This window comes from Dyadobacter sp. SRI_021, from assembly GCF_057586235.1.
This window is the reverse complement of the sequence record NZ_JBYCZM010000008.1, coordinates 55027-72286: the sequence shown is the minus strand read 5'-3', so window position 1 is coordinate 72286 and position 17260 is coordinate 55027. Positions and strand designations below refer to the sequence as shown.

General features: G+C 50.2%; 12 protein-coding genes. All 12 read right to left on the bottom strand.

Features of this window, described 5'->3' with window-relative positions; genetic code table 11:
- Positions 1 to 54: 54 nt before the first annotated feature.
- The 12 genes from AC2YIT_RS23400 to AC2YIT_RS23345 all read right to left on the bottom strand — a co-directional run bounded on the left by AC2YIT_RS23400 (position 55) and on the right by AC2YIT_RS23345 (position 17260).
- Complete coding sequence (locus AC2YIT_RS23400; protein WP_430843605.1) at positions 55 to 585, bottom strand: hypothetical protein; 531 nt, start codon at positions 583 to 585, stop codon at positions 55 to 57.
- 200 nt (positions 586 to 785) lie between these two features.
- Positions 786 to 1286, bottom strand: a complete 501-nt coding sequence (locus AC2YIT_RS23395; protein ID WP_487280768.1) for a hypothetical protein — start codon at positions 1284 to 1286, stop codon at positions 786 to 788.
- A gap of 234 nt (positions 1287 to 1520) precedes the next feature.
- Entirely contained in the window at positions 1521 to 2051 is a 531-nt protein-coding gene (locus tag AC2YIT_RS23390; RefSeq protein WP_487280767.1) for a hypothetical protein, read from the bottom strand.
- Positions 2052 to 2116: 65 nt separating this feature from the next.
- Positions 2117 to 3985: a T9SS type A sorting domain-containing protein gene (locus AC2YIT_RS23385; RefSeq protein WP_487280766.1), complete on the bottom strand. Its 1869-nt coding sequence runs from the start codon at positions 3983 to 3985 to the stop codon at positions 2117 to 2119.
- Positions 3986 to 4229: 244 nt separating this feature from the next.
- Entirely contained in the window at positions 4230 to 5489 is a 1260-nt protein-coding gene (locus AC2YIT_RS23380; protein ID WP_487280765.1) for an ankyrin repeat domain-containing protein, read from the bottom strand.
- Positions 5490 to 5693: 204 nt separating this feature from the next.
- Positions 5694 to 7622 carry a CotH kinase family protein gene (locus AC2YIT_RS23375; protein WP_487280764.1) on the bottom strand — a complete coding sequence of 643 codons (1929 nt, stop codon included), beginning with the start codon at positions 7620 to 7622 and terminating at the stop codon, positions 5694 to 5696.
- Positions 7623 to 7798: 176 nt separating this feature from the next.
- Positions 7799 to 10765, bottom strand: coding sequence for a glycosyltransferase family 117 protein (locus AC2YIT_RS23370; protein ID WP_487280763.1), 2967 nt, complete (start codon positions 10763 to 10765; stop codon positions 7799 to 7801).
- A gap of 463 nt (positions 10766 to 11228) precedes the next feature.
- The gene (locus AC2YIT_RS23365; RefSeq protein WP_487280762.1) at positions 11229 to 11879 is read right to left on the bottom strand and encodes a response regulator; all 651 of its coding nucleotides are present in this window, start codon (positions 11877 to 11879) and stop codon (positions 11229 to 11231) included.
- Positions 11880 to 11961: 82 nt separating this feature from the next.
- A complete protein-coding gene (locus tag AC2YIT_RS23360) occupies positions 11962 to 13275 on the bottom strand; it encodes a sensor histidine kinase (protein ID WP_430843598.1) in 1314 nt (437 codons plus the stop codon).
- 380 nt (positions 13276 to 13655) lie between these two features.
- Entirely contained in the window at positions 13656 to 13862 is a 207-nt protein-coding gene (locus AC2YIT_RS23355) for a hypothetical protein (RefSeq protein WP_430843597.1), read from the bottom strand.
- A 381-nt stretch (positions 13863 to 14243) separates the two neighbouring features.
- On the bottom strand, positions 14244 to 16781 hold the full coding sequence (locus AC2YIT_RS23350; protein ID WP_487280761.1) for a zinc-dependent metalloprotease: 2538 nt from the start codon (positions 16779 to 16781) through the stop codon (positions 14244 to 14246).
- Positions 16782 to 16813: 32 nt separating this feature from the next.
- Entirely contained in the window at positions 16814 to 17260 is a 447-nt protein-coding gene (locus tag AC2YIT_RS23345; protein WP_430843595.1) for a hypothetical protein, read from the bottom strand.

Below are 17260 nucleotides of genomic sequence, written 5' to 3'. Positions count from 1 at the left end.
TAAGTAACCGCCGCGCAGAAGCGCCCGCGCGGCGATTATTGTGGCGACTGGATGCTACCGGGGTTCCGTGAAAACTTCCTGCACGTACATGTTCGAGACGATGAACTTGCCATTGGTGTAGGCGATCGTGTCCACCGCTTCTTTCGCGCGCTGGTGTTTGTTGATCCGCACAAATTTTGCGGCAAATTGTCCCTGAATCTCGTTCTTCTTCGGGTCGTAGTACAAAATTCTGAAGTAATTCCACGGACCTTCGAGGAGCCGGTAATTGTCCGTCGTTATATCGTCTTGTGGAAACAACTTAAAGTATGAACTGATATTAATTGAATCCAACGAGCATACAGCATTTCTCTGATGGATGACAAGAGAATCGGTTGGCACATAGTTGCCCGGCTTGGCATGGAAATAATTCAAAATGATTGTCTGATATTCGTCTTCACTGATTTTCCGGACCAGGCTCATCGCTACCACGATTTTATCGCACCAATCTTTTTTCACAAACGCGCCCATTTCTACCGTGATTGCCGACTTAAAAGGTACGCCGTTTACTTCGCCAGTGATAAGCTGGTTTGTCTTTCTTGGATCCATAGATGGCTGCTTATCGCAAGACAACAAGCCGAAAAGCAATAGTATAAGTATATAGCTGTGTTGTTTCATGATTTCAGCGGCTGTTTCTATCCGGCTTGCCGTTTAAGGCTTTGCGGTCGGATTTGATTTATGATATTTCGAGAACATAAGTAACCGCCGCGCAGAAGCGCCCGCGCGGCGATTATTGTGGCGACTGGATGCTACCGGGGTTCCGTGAAAACTTCCTGCACGTACATGTTCGAGACGATGAACTTGCCATTGGTGTAGGCGATCGTGTCCATCGCTTCTTTCGCGCGCTGGTGTTTGTTGATCCGCACAAATTTTGCCGCAAATTGCCCCTGGATCTCGTTCCTTTCAGGGTCATAGTACAAAATTTTGAAGTAGTTCCACGGACCTTCGAGGAGCCGGTAACTATCCATGGAGTCATCATTTCCGGGGAAGGTAGTAAAACGCGAGTGAGCACTAATCGAATCCAAGGTGCATAAGGTATTTTTACGGTGGCTAACCGCACTATCAGTCAGCGTATAATCACCCGGCTCGGCGTGAAAAAAATTCAGATATACAATCTGATATTCATCTTCCTCAATTTTTCTGACCAAACCCATACCTATTACATCACTCTTGCAAAGAGTCTCGCTCACTATAGCTCCATTCCAAACCGTCATCCCGGATTTGAACGGTACGCCATTTACCTCACCCATAAGCACCTGATTTACCATATGTGGATTCACAGGTGGTTGTTTTTCACAGGACAGCAGGCCAGAAAGCAATAGTATAACTATATAGCTGTATCGTTTCATAGTTTAATAGGGTTACTTACGTGCAGCTGTCGATTTAAGACCTTGCTGCCGAATTGGATTTACAATGTTTTTGAAAAATGGAATTAACAGTCGCCCCAAACAAAACAGGCGACTGCTGACTTTCAAACAAATAGGTTACCGCGGCTCGGTGAAAACTTCCTGTACATAGACGTTCGAGACGATGAACTTGCCATTGGTATAAGTGATCGTATCCACCGCTTCTTTCGCCAGCTGGTGTTTATTAATCCGCACAAATTTTGCCGCGAATTGCCCCTGGATCTCGTTCTTCTCAGGGTCGTAGTACAAAATCTTAAAGTGGTTCCACGGACCTTCTAATAAGCGATAACTGTCCATTTTCATATCGTTTCCTGGAAAGGACTTGAAATATGAACTGATATTGATTGAATCCTGAAAGCACATTGAATTTTGCCGATGTAAAACAACACTGTCGGTAGGTGCAAATTCCCCCTGTTTAGCATGGAAATAATTCAGTATTACCATCTGATATTCCTTCTCGCTGATCTTTCTAACCAAGCTCATTGCGACCACTATTTTGTCGCACCAATCCTTTTTTACAACGGCCCCCATTTCTACCGTGATGGCCGACTTAAAAGGCACGCCATTTATATCGCCAGTGATAAGCTGGTTTGTCATTCTTGGATCCATGGGCGGCTGCTTATCGCAGGACATCAGGCCCGAGAATAATAATATGAATATGTGGCTGTATCGTTTCATGGTTTTAATGCGGGCTGGTAGATGATTTTTTTCCGTATAACCTGATTCCCACCGCGTGCGATTAGGATGTACGTTCCCGGCGCCAGCCCCTTTCCTGCCAAATCAAACGCAATCACGTTTCGACCGGCGGAGCATTTAAAAACCTGCCTTTGAATGTGCACCCGTCCATTAAGGTCTATCAGGCCAATTCCGACCTCCATAGCCTTTTCAGCACTGAAAACGAGTTCCACACGACCGGAAGCCGGATTGGGCTGCAAAACAGCTTCCCCGCCTTCAATTTGAAGTGAATCGCCATCCTTCTGTCCCTTTCGATATCCACCATTAGGGTCGTCATCCACCCATATCTGCATCCAATACTCGATCATCTGCCCGTCCGCGGATGTGATCTTCAATTTCAGGTAAAACAGATGATTACCGTTATGGTACAGTCCAACATTGTAAAATTCCCCGGTGCCGTTACCTGAATAGTTTATTCCATCCGAAGACTCTTTCCACTGGTACGAATAAGGGGGACTACCACATTTGGCGATGGCCTCGTAGGTATAAACCTGATATGCATATCCGCTGGTCGGTCCGGAAATCACGCCGCTCAAAACATTAGGTTCAGGGCGAAACGCCTTCACGATCGGCGATTTATCGGTCATCACTTTCGCGTTATTATGGGTGGCATTGCCCATCGGTGAACCTGCAAAAATTTTGTTCGGATTAGAATAATAGAAGATTTTACTGCCCGGCGCATTTCCATTCGCTACAAGTGTATTGAAACCCAGGAATATATATCCTTGTGCGTATGGTATTCCGAAGTTTTCATTCTCATGGTTACATCCGAACAAATGACTTAGCTCATGCGCACCAACAACCGGAACAATGGGGTAGTTTAAATCTACAATTGCGAAACTCCGGCTGCTATTAGGATGCTTATAAATTGGTGGGTCCGGAACTCCGCCCGCGGCATCATGACCGTCCCAGGAAAACAACAGTACAAGGTCTGCCTTATTCTGATTGCATAGATTTTGAACAGACGCTGTATTACTCAAAGCAAGTGCATCTTCTTTGATATAATGGCTCTTTTTTGTAAAAGTCGTCTGCACTACCCCCGCCATTTGTACATAGGCAGTATTTGCCACCCCGCTATTCGTTACCGTCTGATTGAAAATGTCCAGGGTATTATATGCATGGTTAGTCGCCGAAACCGGGTTCACATTATTTCCGTACAAGAACAGCACTCTAATACTACTAGTACACGGCTCAATCTTCGCATTATCAGCCGGCTTTCTTCCGGTTTTGTCAAAGTCAGGCTCTGGCTGGGTTTTCTGCATCGCCGAACCAATTCCCGAGGCGCAGAAACGCTCTTTCCCGGCATCGTTCCCGTGCCCCAGCAAAAGCTGGCCATCTTCGCCCAGGTCGCAGATTTCGTATGATCGCTCCGGCCCCTGGATGATCCCGCCCTTCATGCCATTGCGGGAGGTGAGCAGCACCGACAGCAGACTTTCCCCTACCGTTCCATAGAGTTTGTAATTACGATCATCCGAGTACTCGATGGTTTTGATGTGTACGTCATACGCTTCGGCACGGCCCGGAATCGTGATTTGCAAGCGATTGTTGGACAATACTTCGGCAATGGGCCGCATCCGCACGATGACCGTTTCGCCGTGGTACTGGCCGTTGTTGGTCAGGCCGTCAAATAAATGCTTACCGTTTTCAGAAAGACTCGCGTAATCCGGCGTATCCGGCAAAAGAAGATCTTCGCGTGCTCCCTGTGCGTGGGCGCGTGTGAATGAAGTGCCCGCAATGGCCAGGCAGGCCAGGCAAACCGCAAAAAAGCGGGAACGCAATACACTACCATTAATCCGAAAAAAGTCCATAGGCATACCTGTTTAAGTTCCTGAAAAAACTGATCGAAATGGACCCGCGGCAAGCCACGGGAGGAACGGAGTAGGTAGGTGCCCGGCCAGGGGTGCCCGGCTAGGGGTGCCCGGCTAGGGGCGACCGGCTGTACGCCGGCCATGGTGTTTCGAATTAAATGGATATTTTTCTCAAATCAATTGGGAAGAGGCTACCGATGATCAAGTAACCGGGATGGATTACCAAGCAACGGTTTTCCGCGTTTTATAACACTTTCTCCTGCAAAATCTTCACCACGCTTTCCTGTAAAGGCGGGTGTAAATCGGCCAACAACCACCAGGTGTGTATTTTGGCTCCGGCGTCAACAAGCCTTCGGACTACTTCGAGATGGTGTTCTCGCACACCCTCGTGCGCAGTGGCCCAAAGCGTCTGATCAAGCACAGTGCCGCCGAATTCATTGCGCGCCTCGAGCGGGGCTTTACGCGAGAGCAGCAGGTCTACCACTTCGGGATAACCGAAATAGCCGGCCCAATGTAATGCAGTCCAGTCGCGGTGGTCTTTTGAAGCAGGGCTTATGCCCTTTTCGAGCAGGAAACGGACTGTTTCCACCCGGTTGAGCATAGCAGCCCATACAAATGCAAGTGCCAGATTGGCCTCGGGCGTCGGGGCAATTTTGAGCCACTCTACGCGCGCCAGCGGCGCGTCGGCTTTCAGCTTACCGTCGTCTCCGAGATAACCTGCGAGTTGGGCCGTTTTCCCCATCGCGGCCGCAGTCACCACGTTATCGACCCTGGCGCCTCTCTCTACCAGTACCTCCGCCGATTGAGGATAATGAAAATAGATGGCCGTGACCAGCGGCCCGCAGTCGTCGCGGACACCATTGATCGCCGCACCATAGTCAAGCAGTTTTTCCGCCAGTGCCGTTTGCAGACCGGCCCGCGATGGATGCACGCTCGACACCAGCAATTCCAGTGTCGTACCCCATTTGGTATCATAAGTATCCGCCAGAGCGTCGGGCGCGGCGCCTGCTGCAAGTAGCGTTTCAGCAACTTCGAGCCCATTATGCGGGGTTACCTGCCTGAAATTCTCGGTCCCGTTGGCGGCAATATAATGCAGTAATGTTGCCCTATGCCCGCGCGACGAGCGCTCATGCACGATGCCGGGATTTTCCTCCAAAAGGGATCTCAACGTCGGCAAATCGCCCTGCACAACAGCGTCCACCGCCTGTTCGAATTTCGCAACCTGCGATCCGGGCTCTTTCAGATCGGCCATGTGCTGCAGAAATGCCGGCCAATCCACAAAACCGTGCTCCCTGGCTATCACGACGCGGGCATCGTCCAGACTGAAATTGGTATCCGGGCGGTTCAGCTGCGTAAGGCGCCCGGGTTCAGGGTGGTATTTTCGAACATATTTAACCGAATCCTTATGGACAGACCGGCAGGCGTCTGCCAGTGCGGCAGCTTGTTTTTCGTAATAGTCCGGGGCCGGATCGGTAGTGAGAGGGATGATATCGGTCGTGTTCATAGGTTCGGTTTGGTAGCGGCTGAAACATAAGACAATTAGTATGTTTTTGAATGAAATACAAAATCAGGTTATTGACCGTATCCGCATTTCTTCCAGGTATCCGAAATCAGAAAAGGCACCGGTCTCTTAAATGAACCAGTACCTTTTCGTATTGTCTTTGTCACTGCCTGATTCCCGAATCACCGACGACGATTTGGGTGCGGCTTACCGGTCCACAGTGAGGTGTTTTTGTATCTCAACTTTCCCGTCAGGACCAGTGACGGTGAGCACATAATTGCCGAGCGGCAACGCGTTCGTCGCCACTTCCATCTGCTTCCCGGTTGCGGTGCTGCGCTTTATAGTTCGTCCGCTATTGTCCCGGATCAGGATAATCGCGCCTGGCTGAATGTTTTTAAGTACGACGCGCTCACGTGCCGGGTTAGGAAATACAATGGCAGCCTCGTTCCCCGCTCTCGTGATGGACTTCATGGACGAAAAACTGACCGTACCGTCGGTGTCTACCTGGCGGATCCGGTAATAGGAAATACCCGGAAGCGGAGCAGTATCCAGGAAGTCGTAGTGCTGTTTGACAGATGTATCGCCTTTTCCTTTCACCTTGCCCAGCGCTCTGAAATGACGTGCGTCGGCGCTCCGTTCGATTTCAAAATAATCGTTCCGTACCTCCTCAGAAGTGGCCCAGCTCACGCGGACTGCGGATTGCTCCACCTCTTTCAATTCCAGTTCTTTGAACGTCACGGGAAGTACCGCACAATCTTCCGTTGAAATGGAGGTAATGTTGGCGTCCATCCAGGCCAAATGGTCGAGCAGCCAGGTTTTCAAGTATTGGACCTCCTTGGCGTAGGTATTGCCGGGTAGTGTATAATGCTCGTTGAACATCACAGCCGTTTCGAGGATATTCCACTTCGAAAAATTGCGTTGCATGGCATTCTGCGCCGTCAATTCTGCCTGTTTCTGGTCGATGAAGGCTGAGATCGACGCATCACTCCACTGTGTCTGCCGAAGGTACTGATAACGCCCCATCAACTTACCCTTGAAATAACAATCGGTAAGCAGCCGCGCCGGCCAGAAAATAGTCATCGGCGGACGGTCCGGGCAATAGATATTGAACTCCCACGCCCATGAGCCGGTCGGAAGCACCGAAAGCTCGTAGCACCACTGTTGGTTCCCCATCGACTTGTCAAAATCCCAGGGAGCCCCCATGACGATCTGACCGCCCTCGTCGTCCCGTTGTTTGTACAGGAACGTACTCGCCCGCCAGTTGTCGGAATTCTTCGTAATTTCCTGCAACAGCAGGTAGTCGATGGCCGCATCTTCATCGAGTAGCGGACGGTAACCGGATACGGCATCCTTGTAATTCGGGCCTGCCAGGATCTGCTCGAAATTGTCAATATGGTTTTTGATGTAATTGAACTGCAAATCCCGGTTGGCAATATTGGTATAATTGTGCAGCTTGGGATATTCGACATGGAAAATAGGATGCGGCTGCGCAGGCGCGTTATTGCCCGCGAAACCGGACGTCCATTTCATATCCTCATCCTCTGCAACCTGCAAGAGGTAACCGCCATTGATTTTCGCAGGATCGGTGTCTGTTTCCGAAAGCTTTTTAATGCTGATACGGTTGGAATTCCGTTTGATCTTCTCCATCAGGATATACACTCCGTGGTAAGACATACCGCCGATTTCGTTCTTGAACACCTCCACATAACGCGTCCTTGGCGAATATCGGCCCGTACGCGTGTACATTTCATGTGCAAACACGTCCCGGATGAACGACTTGTCGCCATAGCAGGCATTCAACACCCAGTCCGACTCCGCCGGCATGCCCAGCAGCGAAGCGTCTACGCTGTTGCCGCCGATGTCCCTGATTTCGACGCTGTAAGATTTCTTATCCCAAAAAATAGACGTGTTCCCGCGGATCTCAATGCCGATATTACTTTCAAACTGGAACACATTCGAGCCGGAGTTAATGTCGTACGAATGAATTCCGCTGCCGTTCGGTGCGGTGATCTTGAATGACGCAGTAATCTTATTGTCGTTCTCGATAACCGCACCATTCGTATTGATCACCACAATGGGCAAGTTAGACGTGATAGAGGTTTGGGCAAGGCTGGTGACACCGTAAAGTATCAGCATTAAACAACCGGTGCAGCAAATCCGGAGGGAGTGTAGAATTGAGGCCATAAACGAACGTTGATTAACTTTATAATTTATTAATATATAAATATAAAAAGTTAATAACCGCTTCACATTGAGGCAGTAAAGTTTCTACTAAGCGGTCACTTCGAACACCAGGCCTTGCCCAAAGAAATTCATCCTCCGTAAATATTAAACGCGATCAGGTGCTTCTTGAAAATCGCCTCGAGGCGGTCGGCCTCCTTGTCCTGCTTTGCCCTCCTGCATTCGCGGACGATTGTTTGCAGGATAAAAAGATCGGTATTCACATCGCGGCCGCGGTTATCCTTCTCCTTGATCCACGAAAGGTTTTCGTCCGAACGAATCGCCATCGCGCGCGCGGAATCCAGTGCCTTTTCGTTCTCACCCACATCGAATAGCGCCCCGACGAAACCCGCTGAAATCTGATCGTACGGAATGGTATCGTCGTGTATGACGGCCATGCCCTTGTCCACGACTTTGCGCGCCTTGTCGATCCTGTTTTCCGCGATAAGCTGCTGCGCTAACCGCAGGAACGAAAGCCTCGCCGTAATCACCGGCGCCCCGCGGTAGGTATCGTCGTAATACACCTGGGGGTTGTTCGTTTCCCGCCATTGCATTTTGTTCATCATGTTGTCGTACATGATGTCGGAATTAACGTAGCCGTCTGTTGCGCCGGCGACCCGCACCGGCAGCAGGCGGTAAGCATAACCTTCTAGTTGAAGGTATTCCTGCAAACCCAGATTGTGGGACGCCCCCATCGTGGACGAGAAATACACCGGCCGTTTCCAGTTGTTGGTCGAAATTATGTCGAGCATTACCAGATCACCTTTCAGCAGGTCGGTTTCCCCGATTTTCCAGCTCATGGAGTCACTAAGATAAGGCGTCAGGTCGCTTTTGATGATATTCATCTTCATGACTTCCTCCGTATCCACTGGCAGGAACAGCGTCGCCGATGGCAGGATCGAGGTCATATCGCCGCTGGTAAGCGGTACCTGGATCGCCTTGTTATCCTGGCGGATCAGATCGAGGTATTCTTTCAGGTTAATGCCTTCTTTCACAGATGGAATCTCGTAAAAAGGCAGGTATTCATTTTTGCCCAACTGGTAATTCCCCGAATCCAGCGACAGCGGCAATGCATCGGATCGGTTGATCTTCCGCTTCAATTGTTCGATGTACCAGTCCGCGCCCAGGAACGTCTGCACACATACGCGCACGTCGGTCCGGAATCCCTCCACTTCCTGCACGTACCACAACGGAAAAGTGTCGTTATCCCCACCGGTGAACAGGATCGCATTCGGTGCGCAGGAATTGAGCAGGTTACGGGCAAAATCCACCGAATGGTACCGGTCGGCCCTGTCGTGGTTGTCCCAGCCTCGCGCCACCATGATCGCCGGTACCAAAAAGCAGGCCAGCCCCGCGATTCCGGCACGCAATACCGGCTTCTGAACGACCTTTTCGAGCAACTTTGCCGCTGCCATCACGCCGAAGCCGATCCACATGCAGAAAACATAGAACGAACCCACGTAAATGTAGTCACGCTCGCGAGGCTCGCTGGGCGGTGAATTGAGGTAAATCACCAGCGCGACCCCCGTAAGAATGAACAAAAAGCCCAGAACCAGCAGATCCTTCCGCCGGTAATAGTACATATATACGATACCCGCAATGCCCAGTAAAAACGGCAGCATAAGAAAGTTGTTATGCCCGCGGTTCTGCCTGATGCTTTTTGGGAACGATTGGCTGGCTTGCCAGGGCATTAAAATACCTGCCCCCTCCAGATCGCTTTCGCGCCCGACGAAATTCCAGAGGAAGTAACGCCAGTACATATGCCCGAGCTGGTGCGAAAACAGGTATGAGAGGTTGTGCAGCATCGTGGGTTTCTGTCCCTCAGCCACACCCGTCATTTGTTGATACAGCTGCGGATGTCCCGGGTTGGAGCTATACATCCTCGGCAACAGCATTTTGCTGCCCGGCTCGTATTCGTACTCGGGCTTATAGTCGATCAAGACATATTTACCGTCCTTTTTTGCATAAACAGGCGCCCCACGCTTTTGGCTGACCGGCCTGGAAACGAATGAAGGTCCGTATAGTAACGGTCGGCTTTCGTACTGTTCCCTTTTGAGATAATACACAAACCGGAGGAGATCGCTGGGATTGTTCTCATTAATAGGCGTATTGTAGCCCGATCGCACCAGTACCAGCGAATAGGAAGCATAACCTATGAGGATAAACGCAAGCGAAAGCAGGCCGGTGTTCAGTAACGCACGCTGGGTACGGTGCGAATACCGTATCCCCCAAACGAGCCCGCCCAGAAAGAGCGTTGTAAAAAATGTAATGCCCGTGTTGTAAGGCAGCCCCAGCGAGTTGACAAAGAAGATCTCGAATTTCCCAGCCAGCCCGGGTAGCCCCGGAATGATGCCGACATTGATAATACCCAGAATTAAAAGACCAGACAGAACAGCAATTGACGCACCCGGAAAGCCGGGTTTCGGGTACTTTTTGAAATAATATACCAATGCCAATGCCGGTATGGTCACAAGGTTCAGCAAATGAACACCGATAGAAAGGCCTACCAGATAGGCGGTCAGGATCAACCAGCGATTTCCTGTGGCGGGGTCCCCGATCGACTCCCATTTAAACACCGCCCAGGCCACAATGGCGGTAAAAAACGACGACAAGCCATAAACCTCGGCTTCCACCGCCGAGAACCAGAACGAATCCGACCACGCATACGCAAGCGAACCCACAACTGCCGCGCCTGTCACGAGTAATACGTCCGCTTTGCTGCCGTTCTCTGGATTCTTTCCTACCAGTTTCCATGCAATCAAACTAATGGTTTTGAAGAGGAAAAAGATGGTAAATGCGCTGCTCAGCACGGAGACCATATTAACCCAATAGGCCACTTTCATAACATCGCCGAGGGCCAGCAAAGCAAATAACCGTCCGATAAGCAGGAAAAGTGGTGCGCCCGGCGGATGTGGCACCTGCAATTTGAATGCGCACGCGATGAACTCCCCGCAGTCCCAGAAACTGGCGGTCCGCTCCATCGTCAGGACGTAGGTAATCAGGCTTACGGCCAACACGGCCCACCCCGCCAGATCGTTCCATTTCTTGAAGGATATCATGTTTGAAGGTGTTTTGGATGAAGGACCAAAACTATTCAACACGACACGCTGGCACTACACCGTCGCTCTTAAAAAAAGTTAATAAAACCAGCTGATAATGAAGCCTTAACTTTATTTAACATCACATACGGTTCACCAGCCGGTTTCCATCAGAAAAGCAGGGAAATGCAATAAATAAGAGAGCTCCAGAGTAGCGAACCCGCGGTAATGGTAATGACAACACCACACAGAAACGGCAATTCAGCTGATTTTGAAAGGTTTACCGATCTTTCCATTCTAAAATAACAACTTTTTATGATAGAGGTCTAAGTCCTGCAACATACCCGTTGCAGTTTCATCAGTAAAAGTAAATATTCAAAATGAAATAGTAAGTAGCCCGACTTTAATTGTAGTTTACTAATATATCGACAGCATTTAGTAGCACTTCTACACTTTTATAGTACAACTTCAATTAACCAATTCATCAGTTGAACCCCGTCTTACGTCGCTTATAGATTTCAACCTTCTTGAACAACTCCAGAATGTTCGTCACTTCGAGTTTTTCGAAGATCCTCGCTTTATAGGTCGAAACCGTGCTCTGCTTGATATTAAGGTCGATCGCAATGTCTTTCGTCCACTTGCCCGTGAGCAGCATGTCCATGATTTCCAGCTCGCGATTCGAGAGGATTTCGAGCGGGCTTTCTTTGCTTTCGCGTTCAAGGAGCGTGTTATTGACGAGCTGGTCCTGGATTACATTACTGATATAAGTTCCGCCTGCGAGCACCGAAGTAATTGCTTTTTCCAGTTCTTCGTTGGAGGTATCTTTGGGCAGATAACCGTTCGCACCAGCCTTTACGTAGTGAATGGCGTACAATTCTTCATCCTGCGACGAAAATATCAGGATTTTCACCTTGCTTTGAATGTCGCGGATTTTCCCGATCATATTAAATGCTTCGCCGCCCGGAATTTTGATATCCAGGATCACAAGATCAAAGAATCTTGATTGCAGAAGTTTGAGTGTTTCACTAAAAGTAGCCGCCTCGATAACCGTTACCGAGGGTAAAAAATCTTCAATCAACATTTTAACGCCCATTCGCACAATGGAATGGTCCTCTACCAGCAAAACTGTTTTCATTAATAATACCTTTACTTCAAATCAGTTTTAAAAGTAGTTTAATATAAATGAAATTTTATGTAGAAAATCGACTACACTTAAATTATTTCGAAAAAATAATGTGAACAGAAGTCCCGATGGGCCGGTTAGGCTTCACCTCCAGACGGGCGCGAATGAGGGTACTGATTTCTTTGACGATCAGTAGCCCCATTCCGAAGTTCTGGGATGCGTTTTCGTTAGCAGGAAGCTGCTTGGCTTCGCTGTTGATCCAGTCGCGCACTGTGCTTTCCATACCCGGCCCGGTATCATTCACAATCAGGTGCAATTCTTCCCGGAAATCCTGATAAGTAACGCTGATCGTGCCGCCATTGGTTGCTTTGTTCGCATTGTCGATCAGATTGTGCAGGATAATGCTCACCAACTGCGCGTTGTTTTTGATGATCACACCCGGCGTAACCCCGTTCACAAACCGGTTGGCGTTCACCTCCGCATCCTGCATAAAAATGGCGAACTTCTGTTCAACCATTTCATTCATATCGAGATACGTAAAATGCACGTTGGTATTTTTATAACGGAACTCCGTGTATTCCAGCAGGTTTTTCATGAAATGATACAATCGGTAGCTCGACTGGCTGATCGCCCGCACGGTCGCCAAATCGGGGTGATTGCGGGCCAGGCGACCGGTGGTTGTCATCAGAAAGCGCAGCGGGCTTTTGATATCGTGGGATATACTCGCAATAAGATGCTTCTGATGGGAATATTCCCTTTCAAGCTTCATGCGGGAATCTTCGAGGTATTCGAGGCTTGACCGCAGCTCGACCGTCTTGGCGTCAAGGTCGCTGATCGTATCGTAGAATGAACTGAAAAAGAAGTAGTTGATTAGTACGATCAGTGTAAAATTCTGCAACAGCTGTATCACAATCGTGATCCTTCCCGAGCCCTGCGGCCCCCAGGAGATATATTCCCCAAAATGATGCCCCAATAACACATACGCAATGAACGGTATCACGGCCATTGTCGAATAAATAACGCCCCAGCGGTTGCCGAGACCATAGAAGGCAGCCACAGTGACCACGACAAGGTATTGCAGCGTCACCAGGTCGAACCCTTTCTGAAAGTAATACAAGTTAGTCCATATAATGACCATGAAGATCAGCATAGCAGCGTGTGCGGCTTTGCGCCATTGAAAGCCATTCGCCACTGCGATATAATAGATCACCACAATACCCAGCAAAACGGCGGCCCGTATCGCCTGCAAACGGTAATGCTCTAACTGGTAGAAAATCAGCAGCAGCGTGGTGGTAACAATTTTCAGATTAAGTGCGTAAGAAAGTACTTTGATGCGCGCCCGGTTAAGGATACTCGTTTCAGCTTCTAACTGTTTTCGGACAGGCCATTCCAGAATCGATCGGATCATGTATTCACGTTTTCTAAACCGCCGTTCGTCTTCGGGGTCGGACGATGCGATAAGATCCAAATCTACCTAAAATACGCAACAGATAATGTAGAGAAATTGCCACAAGTAAAACAATAGCAATCTACAATGGCTATTTAAGGCTGATGCTACATTTGTAAAATCCTGCAAATGACTGGCTGCGGAATTGTATGCAGGCCCTTGGGACTCGAACGTATGAAGTACGTTAATAAACGTTGAGTATAACTTACACCTTCCGGTCCTGCCGAGAAGGTGTTTTGTTTATCAATGTTTTAATGGGGTATTCTGGCTGGCCAATGGCCTGAATGATGACGAAAAGAGGAACGTGGTAAATAACGATTTGTGAGTGCGTGTACCTGGCTTTACTTACCCGGTTTGTCCTGCGTTTGCTTTTTGGATTTCTTCACTTCACCCGGTGTAAACTCCCCGTTAATCCATCTTACAAAATTTTTAGATTGTACCTGATAGACCTGGGCTGACAGAGGTTTCAAATCTGAATTTTCGATTTCGAGAAGATAATCAGCCAGAAGCCTGTTGATCTCTTCCAAATATTTACTTTGCGTCTTCATAAGAGGATTTTGTGTTTTACAAATAAAGAACTATTCTGATACTCAATCAAGTGCGCGATTTTCGTATCACTGTGCAAACATAATCCTTTCCCTCTATTCTGTTTGGGGTTTTGGGGTGAGAACGCTGAATTCTAGGGTGTAACAAGCCCTCGGTGGGGGGACGAAAGGGGACTATCAAATCCCTTCAGTGGCCACTAAATTTTTACTACAAAGCCCTACCCAAGGCCCGCTACCAAAAACTTATAGCATTTACGATACCGGCTTGTAGCTGAGTTAAGGCACGCCAATTTGGCCGTCGGAAAGTGGTCCGGAAGGGTCGCTGAAGATTCAAAAAGGTGGTCAGTCGGGCAATACAACCAGCATTGCCCGACTACCAATTTTTCACTCCAGAAGATCCCCGGAATGCGTCTGCGAGCAACCCATGAAATCCATATGTCCCATAATCGGCGCGCCCGGCGGCATGTCCAGCACGGAGCCTGGTTCGAACTTGATCGGGTTCTTGCCAAACTCGTCGATCTGCGCCAATGCGAACAGCATATTGGCCTTCCGCTTGGGGGCGGCGCCAGCGAGTTGTCCTTTCAGCCAGTCGCTCAGTTCCCCCACTTTCAGCAATGCCTCGCCACGCACATTTTCGGGGGCTTTTGAATCCGCGGCGAGCATGAGCAGGTATTTCAGTGAAAGATTATTGACCAGTGTTTGCAATTCGCCCTTGTAGCCATCCAGCGGGGACGATTTCCAGCTTTTTTCAAATAGCCTGTCGATCACCGGCATGAGTCCGGGTTGCTTCGCGTCGCGTGCATTGTACTCGATCAGGCGCGCGGCGCGCTCGGGATTGAGCAGGTACGAAAGCGTGGTACCGGCGGCGGTTTCGGCAGCTGCAATGGGATCGAATGTCGGGCCCGTGTGGCCGGTGAACGTCTCAAGGCTGGCCGGATAGCCGCTCGGGCGCGGTGGGATTTTGCTGATCAGCGCCTCCGGCAGTGCCAGGGCTTCCGGCGTAATCGTGCCCAGCAGCGACTCCAATGCGCGCCATTGCTCCCCGGGCTCTACCATCCTCGTTGTCACCTGGCCATCGTTTTTCACGGCGTGGGTAAAATACAACCCGCCTACCGACTTTGCCACGGCTTCGATCTGATAACGGTGCAGGAGATAGATTGGCACAAGCACTTCTTCGATGGTCGCCATTGGCTCCCCTTTCTGAATCGCCTTTTCAGAGAAGTTATCCAGAACCTTTCTGCGGACCTTCATGATGTTCGCCATCTGGTCGATCGGGTTGGCGCCGTCGTCCCACTGATGCGAGGTCGGGTGGGCATTACCGCCGATATCCGGGATGTACAAAAAGCCTTGTCTCAGTGTTTCCTGCATGATTTTTTCGAGTCCTGCCTCTTCGTCAGCGCCCTTGGAGAACTCGGTGTACCCCCACATCACGGCGCGCTTGTCCCAGGCACCGATACCTTTTGCGTAAGAATCCGAGATATCGACAGTGCCGTCCGCTTTGAGGGAAAATCTCGGGAATGGGTAGTCCATCACCGAGCCCCGGTCTTTCGGACTAGCGGCAAAATTATGGTTAAAACCGAGCGTATGCCCTATTTCGTGGGCCGAAAGCTGCCTTACGCGCGCCAGGGCAAGCTCCTGCATGGCATTGGTCGTTTTCTTCCCATCTTCGTAGGGTTGCAAAAGGCCTTCGGCGATGAGATAGTCCTGACGATGGCGATCCGACCCGAGCGTCACCACACCTTTGATGATTTCACCCGTCCGGGGGTCGATATACGAGGCACCGGACGAAAACCCGCGCGGCGAGCCGGTGCGGTTGATCCAGTTCACTACATTATACCGGATATCCATCGGATCGGCACCCGCCGGCAATTCCTTCACCTGAAATGCATTCTTGAAACCGGCCGCTTCGAACGCCTCGTTCCAGTAAGCCCCACCTTCGATCAATGCGGTTTTCACCGGCTCCGGCGCACCGCGATCGATGTAATACACAATGGGTTCGACCGCCTCGCTCGGCGCGTTACCGGGGTTTTTCTTTTCCAAACGGTGCCGGCGGATGAAGCGTTTGACAATCGGCTCGGTCATCGGCGCCGAGAAATCCATGTAGCTGAACATCCCGAATGCAGAGCGCGGATCAAAACGCCGGGGTTTATAATTACCATCGGGCAGCTCCACAAAGGACTGGTGCATATTGATCGTCACCGCCCCGGGATCGGGCGCCAGACTGCTGCCACCGCCTCCAAAACGGTTCACATTCGGCGAGCCGCCCGTGAACGTGATCATCGCTTCGAATTCGGTGTTCTTGGGGAAGTTTTTGGTGTTGTCGAGGTATACCACCGAGCGGGATTCGTCGAGCCGGTAGGTACCGCCTCCGCCGCTGCTCGGCTGCGGAACGCTCACGGGCCCGCTCACGCGACGTACGCCCAGGCGTGCCGCGATGTTCTGGCTGTCGCGGATAATGAACGGCGTAAGGTCCACAAGTACTTTCTCGCCTTCCATCGCTACCGGCGCAAAGCCCCAAATCACCGATTTGGCAAATGCATTATTCACCGCTTTTTGCTCGTCGGCGTTCTGCGTAATGGCCCGGTAGTTGGTTACGGGTTCCACGAGCAGGACCTTCGGGCCCACTTTGATGAATTTAGCCAGCGCCGAAGACGCCTGCCCGCGTTCGGGGCCACCATTTCCTACCCCCTCGGAAAGCGAGGCAAAATAGAGAAACTCTTTGTCGAGCTTATCCACTTCGAGCAGCACCTTCCCTGTTTTTTCATCATAATAAAAATTGAAAAAGCCCTCGTACTTCTTCATGCCCTGCGTGGCGGAAGCAATGGTGGCAGCCGTTCGCTGACCTGTTCCGCCCTGATTTTGCGCAAAACTGAGGGTTCCGGCTGCCAGTAAAACAGCCAATGCATAGAATCTCAACTTCATAGGAATCGGGTTATGGATGAATGATTTAAATACTATTTCACCTGCTCCGCTTGAAGCAGGAACACTTCCGACCGGTAATCGCCCGTTTTGTTCAGCATCAGCTTACCCCTGATCTTCACCGGCTTGTCGGTATAGCCGAGTTCTTTCACCATTTTGACCTCCACCATTGAAGGAATATCCCCCTGGCCGCAATAGGGGCATTGGTCCATCGGTACCACCGCGAGCATAAACTCCTTATGGTTCAGGTCGGCATTGATCGGGATCATGTAGCCGGGCAGTTCGACAGCCTTGTTCTGCAACGCTTCCAGCCGGGCCGGAAACGCAGGGACCATCTTAAAATCGGCGTTCTTCTTGTAGGTACGTTGCGCGATAAGCTTCCAGGTATCGTTCATCAGCGGAATATGCGTCGGTGGCTGGGCCATACCGGCATAGCCCGCCAGCAGTAAAATCAGCAAAAGCCATTTTTGGGTAAACATCAT

Coding starts and splice junctions, on each gene's coding strand:
- AC2YIT_RS23375 (WP_487280764.1), bottom strand. CDS start 7,622: ATGCTGATACTTTACGGTGTCACCAGCCTTGCCCAAACCTCTATCACG.
- AC2YIT_RS23390 (WP_487280767.1), bottom strand. CDS start 2,051: ATGGATCCAAGAATGACAAACCAGCTTATCACTGGCGATATAAATGGC.
- AC2YIT_RS23395 (WP_487280768.1), bottom strand. CDS start 1,286: ATGGGTGAGGTAAATGGCGTACCGTTCAAATCCGGGATGACGGTTTGG.
- AC2YIT_RS23400 (WP_430843605.1), bottom strand. CDS start 585: ATGGATCCAAGAAAGACAAACCAGCTTATCACTGGCGAAGTAAACGGC.
- AC2YIT_RS23370 (WP_487280763.1), bottom strand. CDS start 10,765: ATGATATCCTTCAAGAAATGGAACGATCTGGCGGGGTGGGCCGTGTTG.
- AC2YIT_RS23360 (WP_430843598.1), bottom strand. CDS start 13,275: ATGATCCGATCGATTCTGGAATGGCCTGTCCGAAAACAGTTAGAAGCT.
- AC2YIT_RS23350 (WP_487280761.1), bottom strand. CDS start 16,781: ATGAAGTTGAGATTCTATGCATTGGCTGTTTTACTGGCAGCCGGAACC.
- AC2YIT_RS23385 (WP_487280766.1), bottom strand. CDS start 3,985: ATGGACTTTTTTCGGATTAATGGTAGTGTATTGCGTTCCCGCTTTTTT.
- AC2YIT_RS23355 (WP_430843597.1), bottom strand. CDS start 13,862: ATGAAGACGCAAAGTAAATATTTGGAAGAGATCAACAGGCTTCTGGCT.
- AC2YIT_RS23345 (WP_430843595.1), bottom strand. CDS start 17,260: ATGATGTTTACCCAAAAATGGCTTTTGCTGATTTTACTGCTGGCGGGC.
- AC2YIT_RS23365 (WP_487280762.1), bottom strand. CDS start 11,879: ATGAAAACAGTTTTGCTGGTAGAGGACCATTCCATTGTGCGAATGGGC.
- AC2YIT_RS23380 (WP_487280765.1), bottom strand. CDS start 5,489: ATGAACACGACCGATATCATCCCTCTCACTACCGATCCGGCCCCGGAC.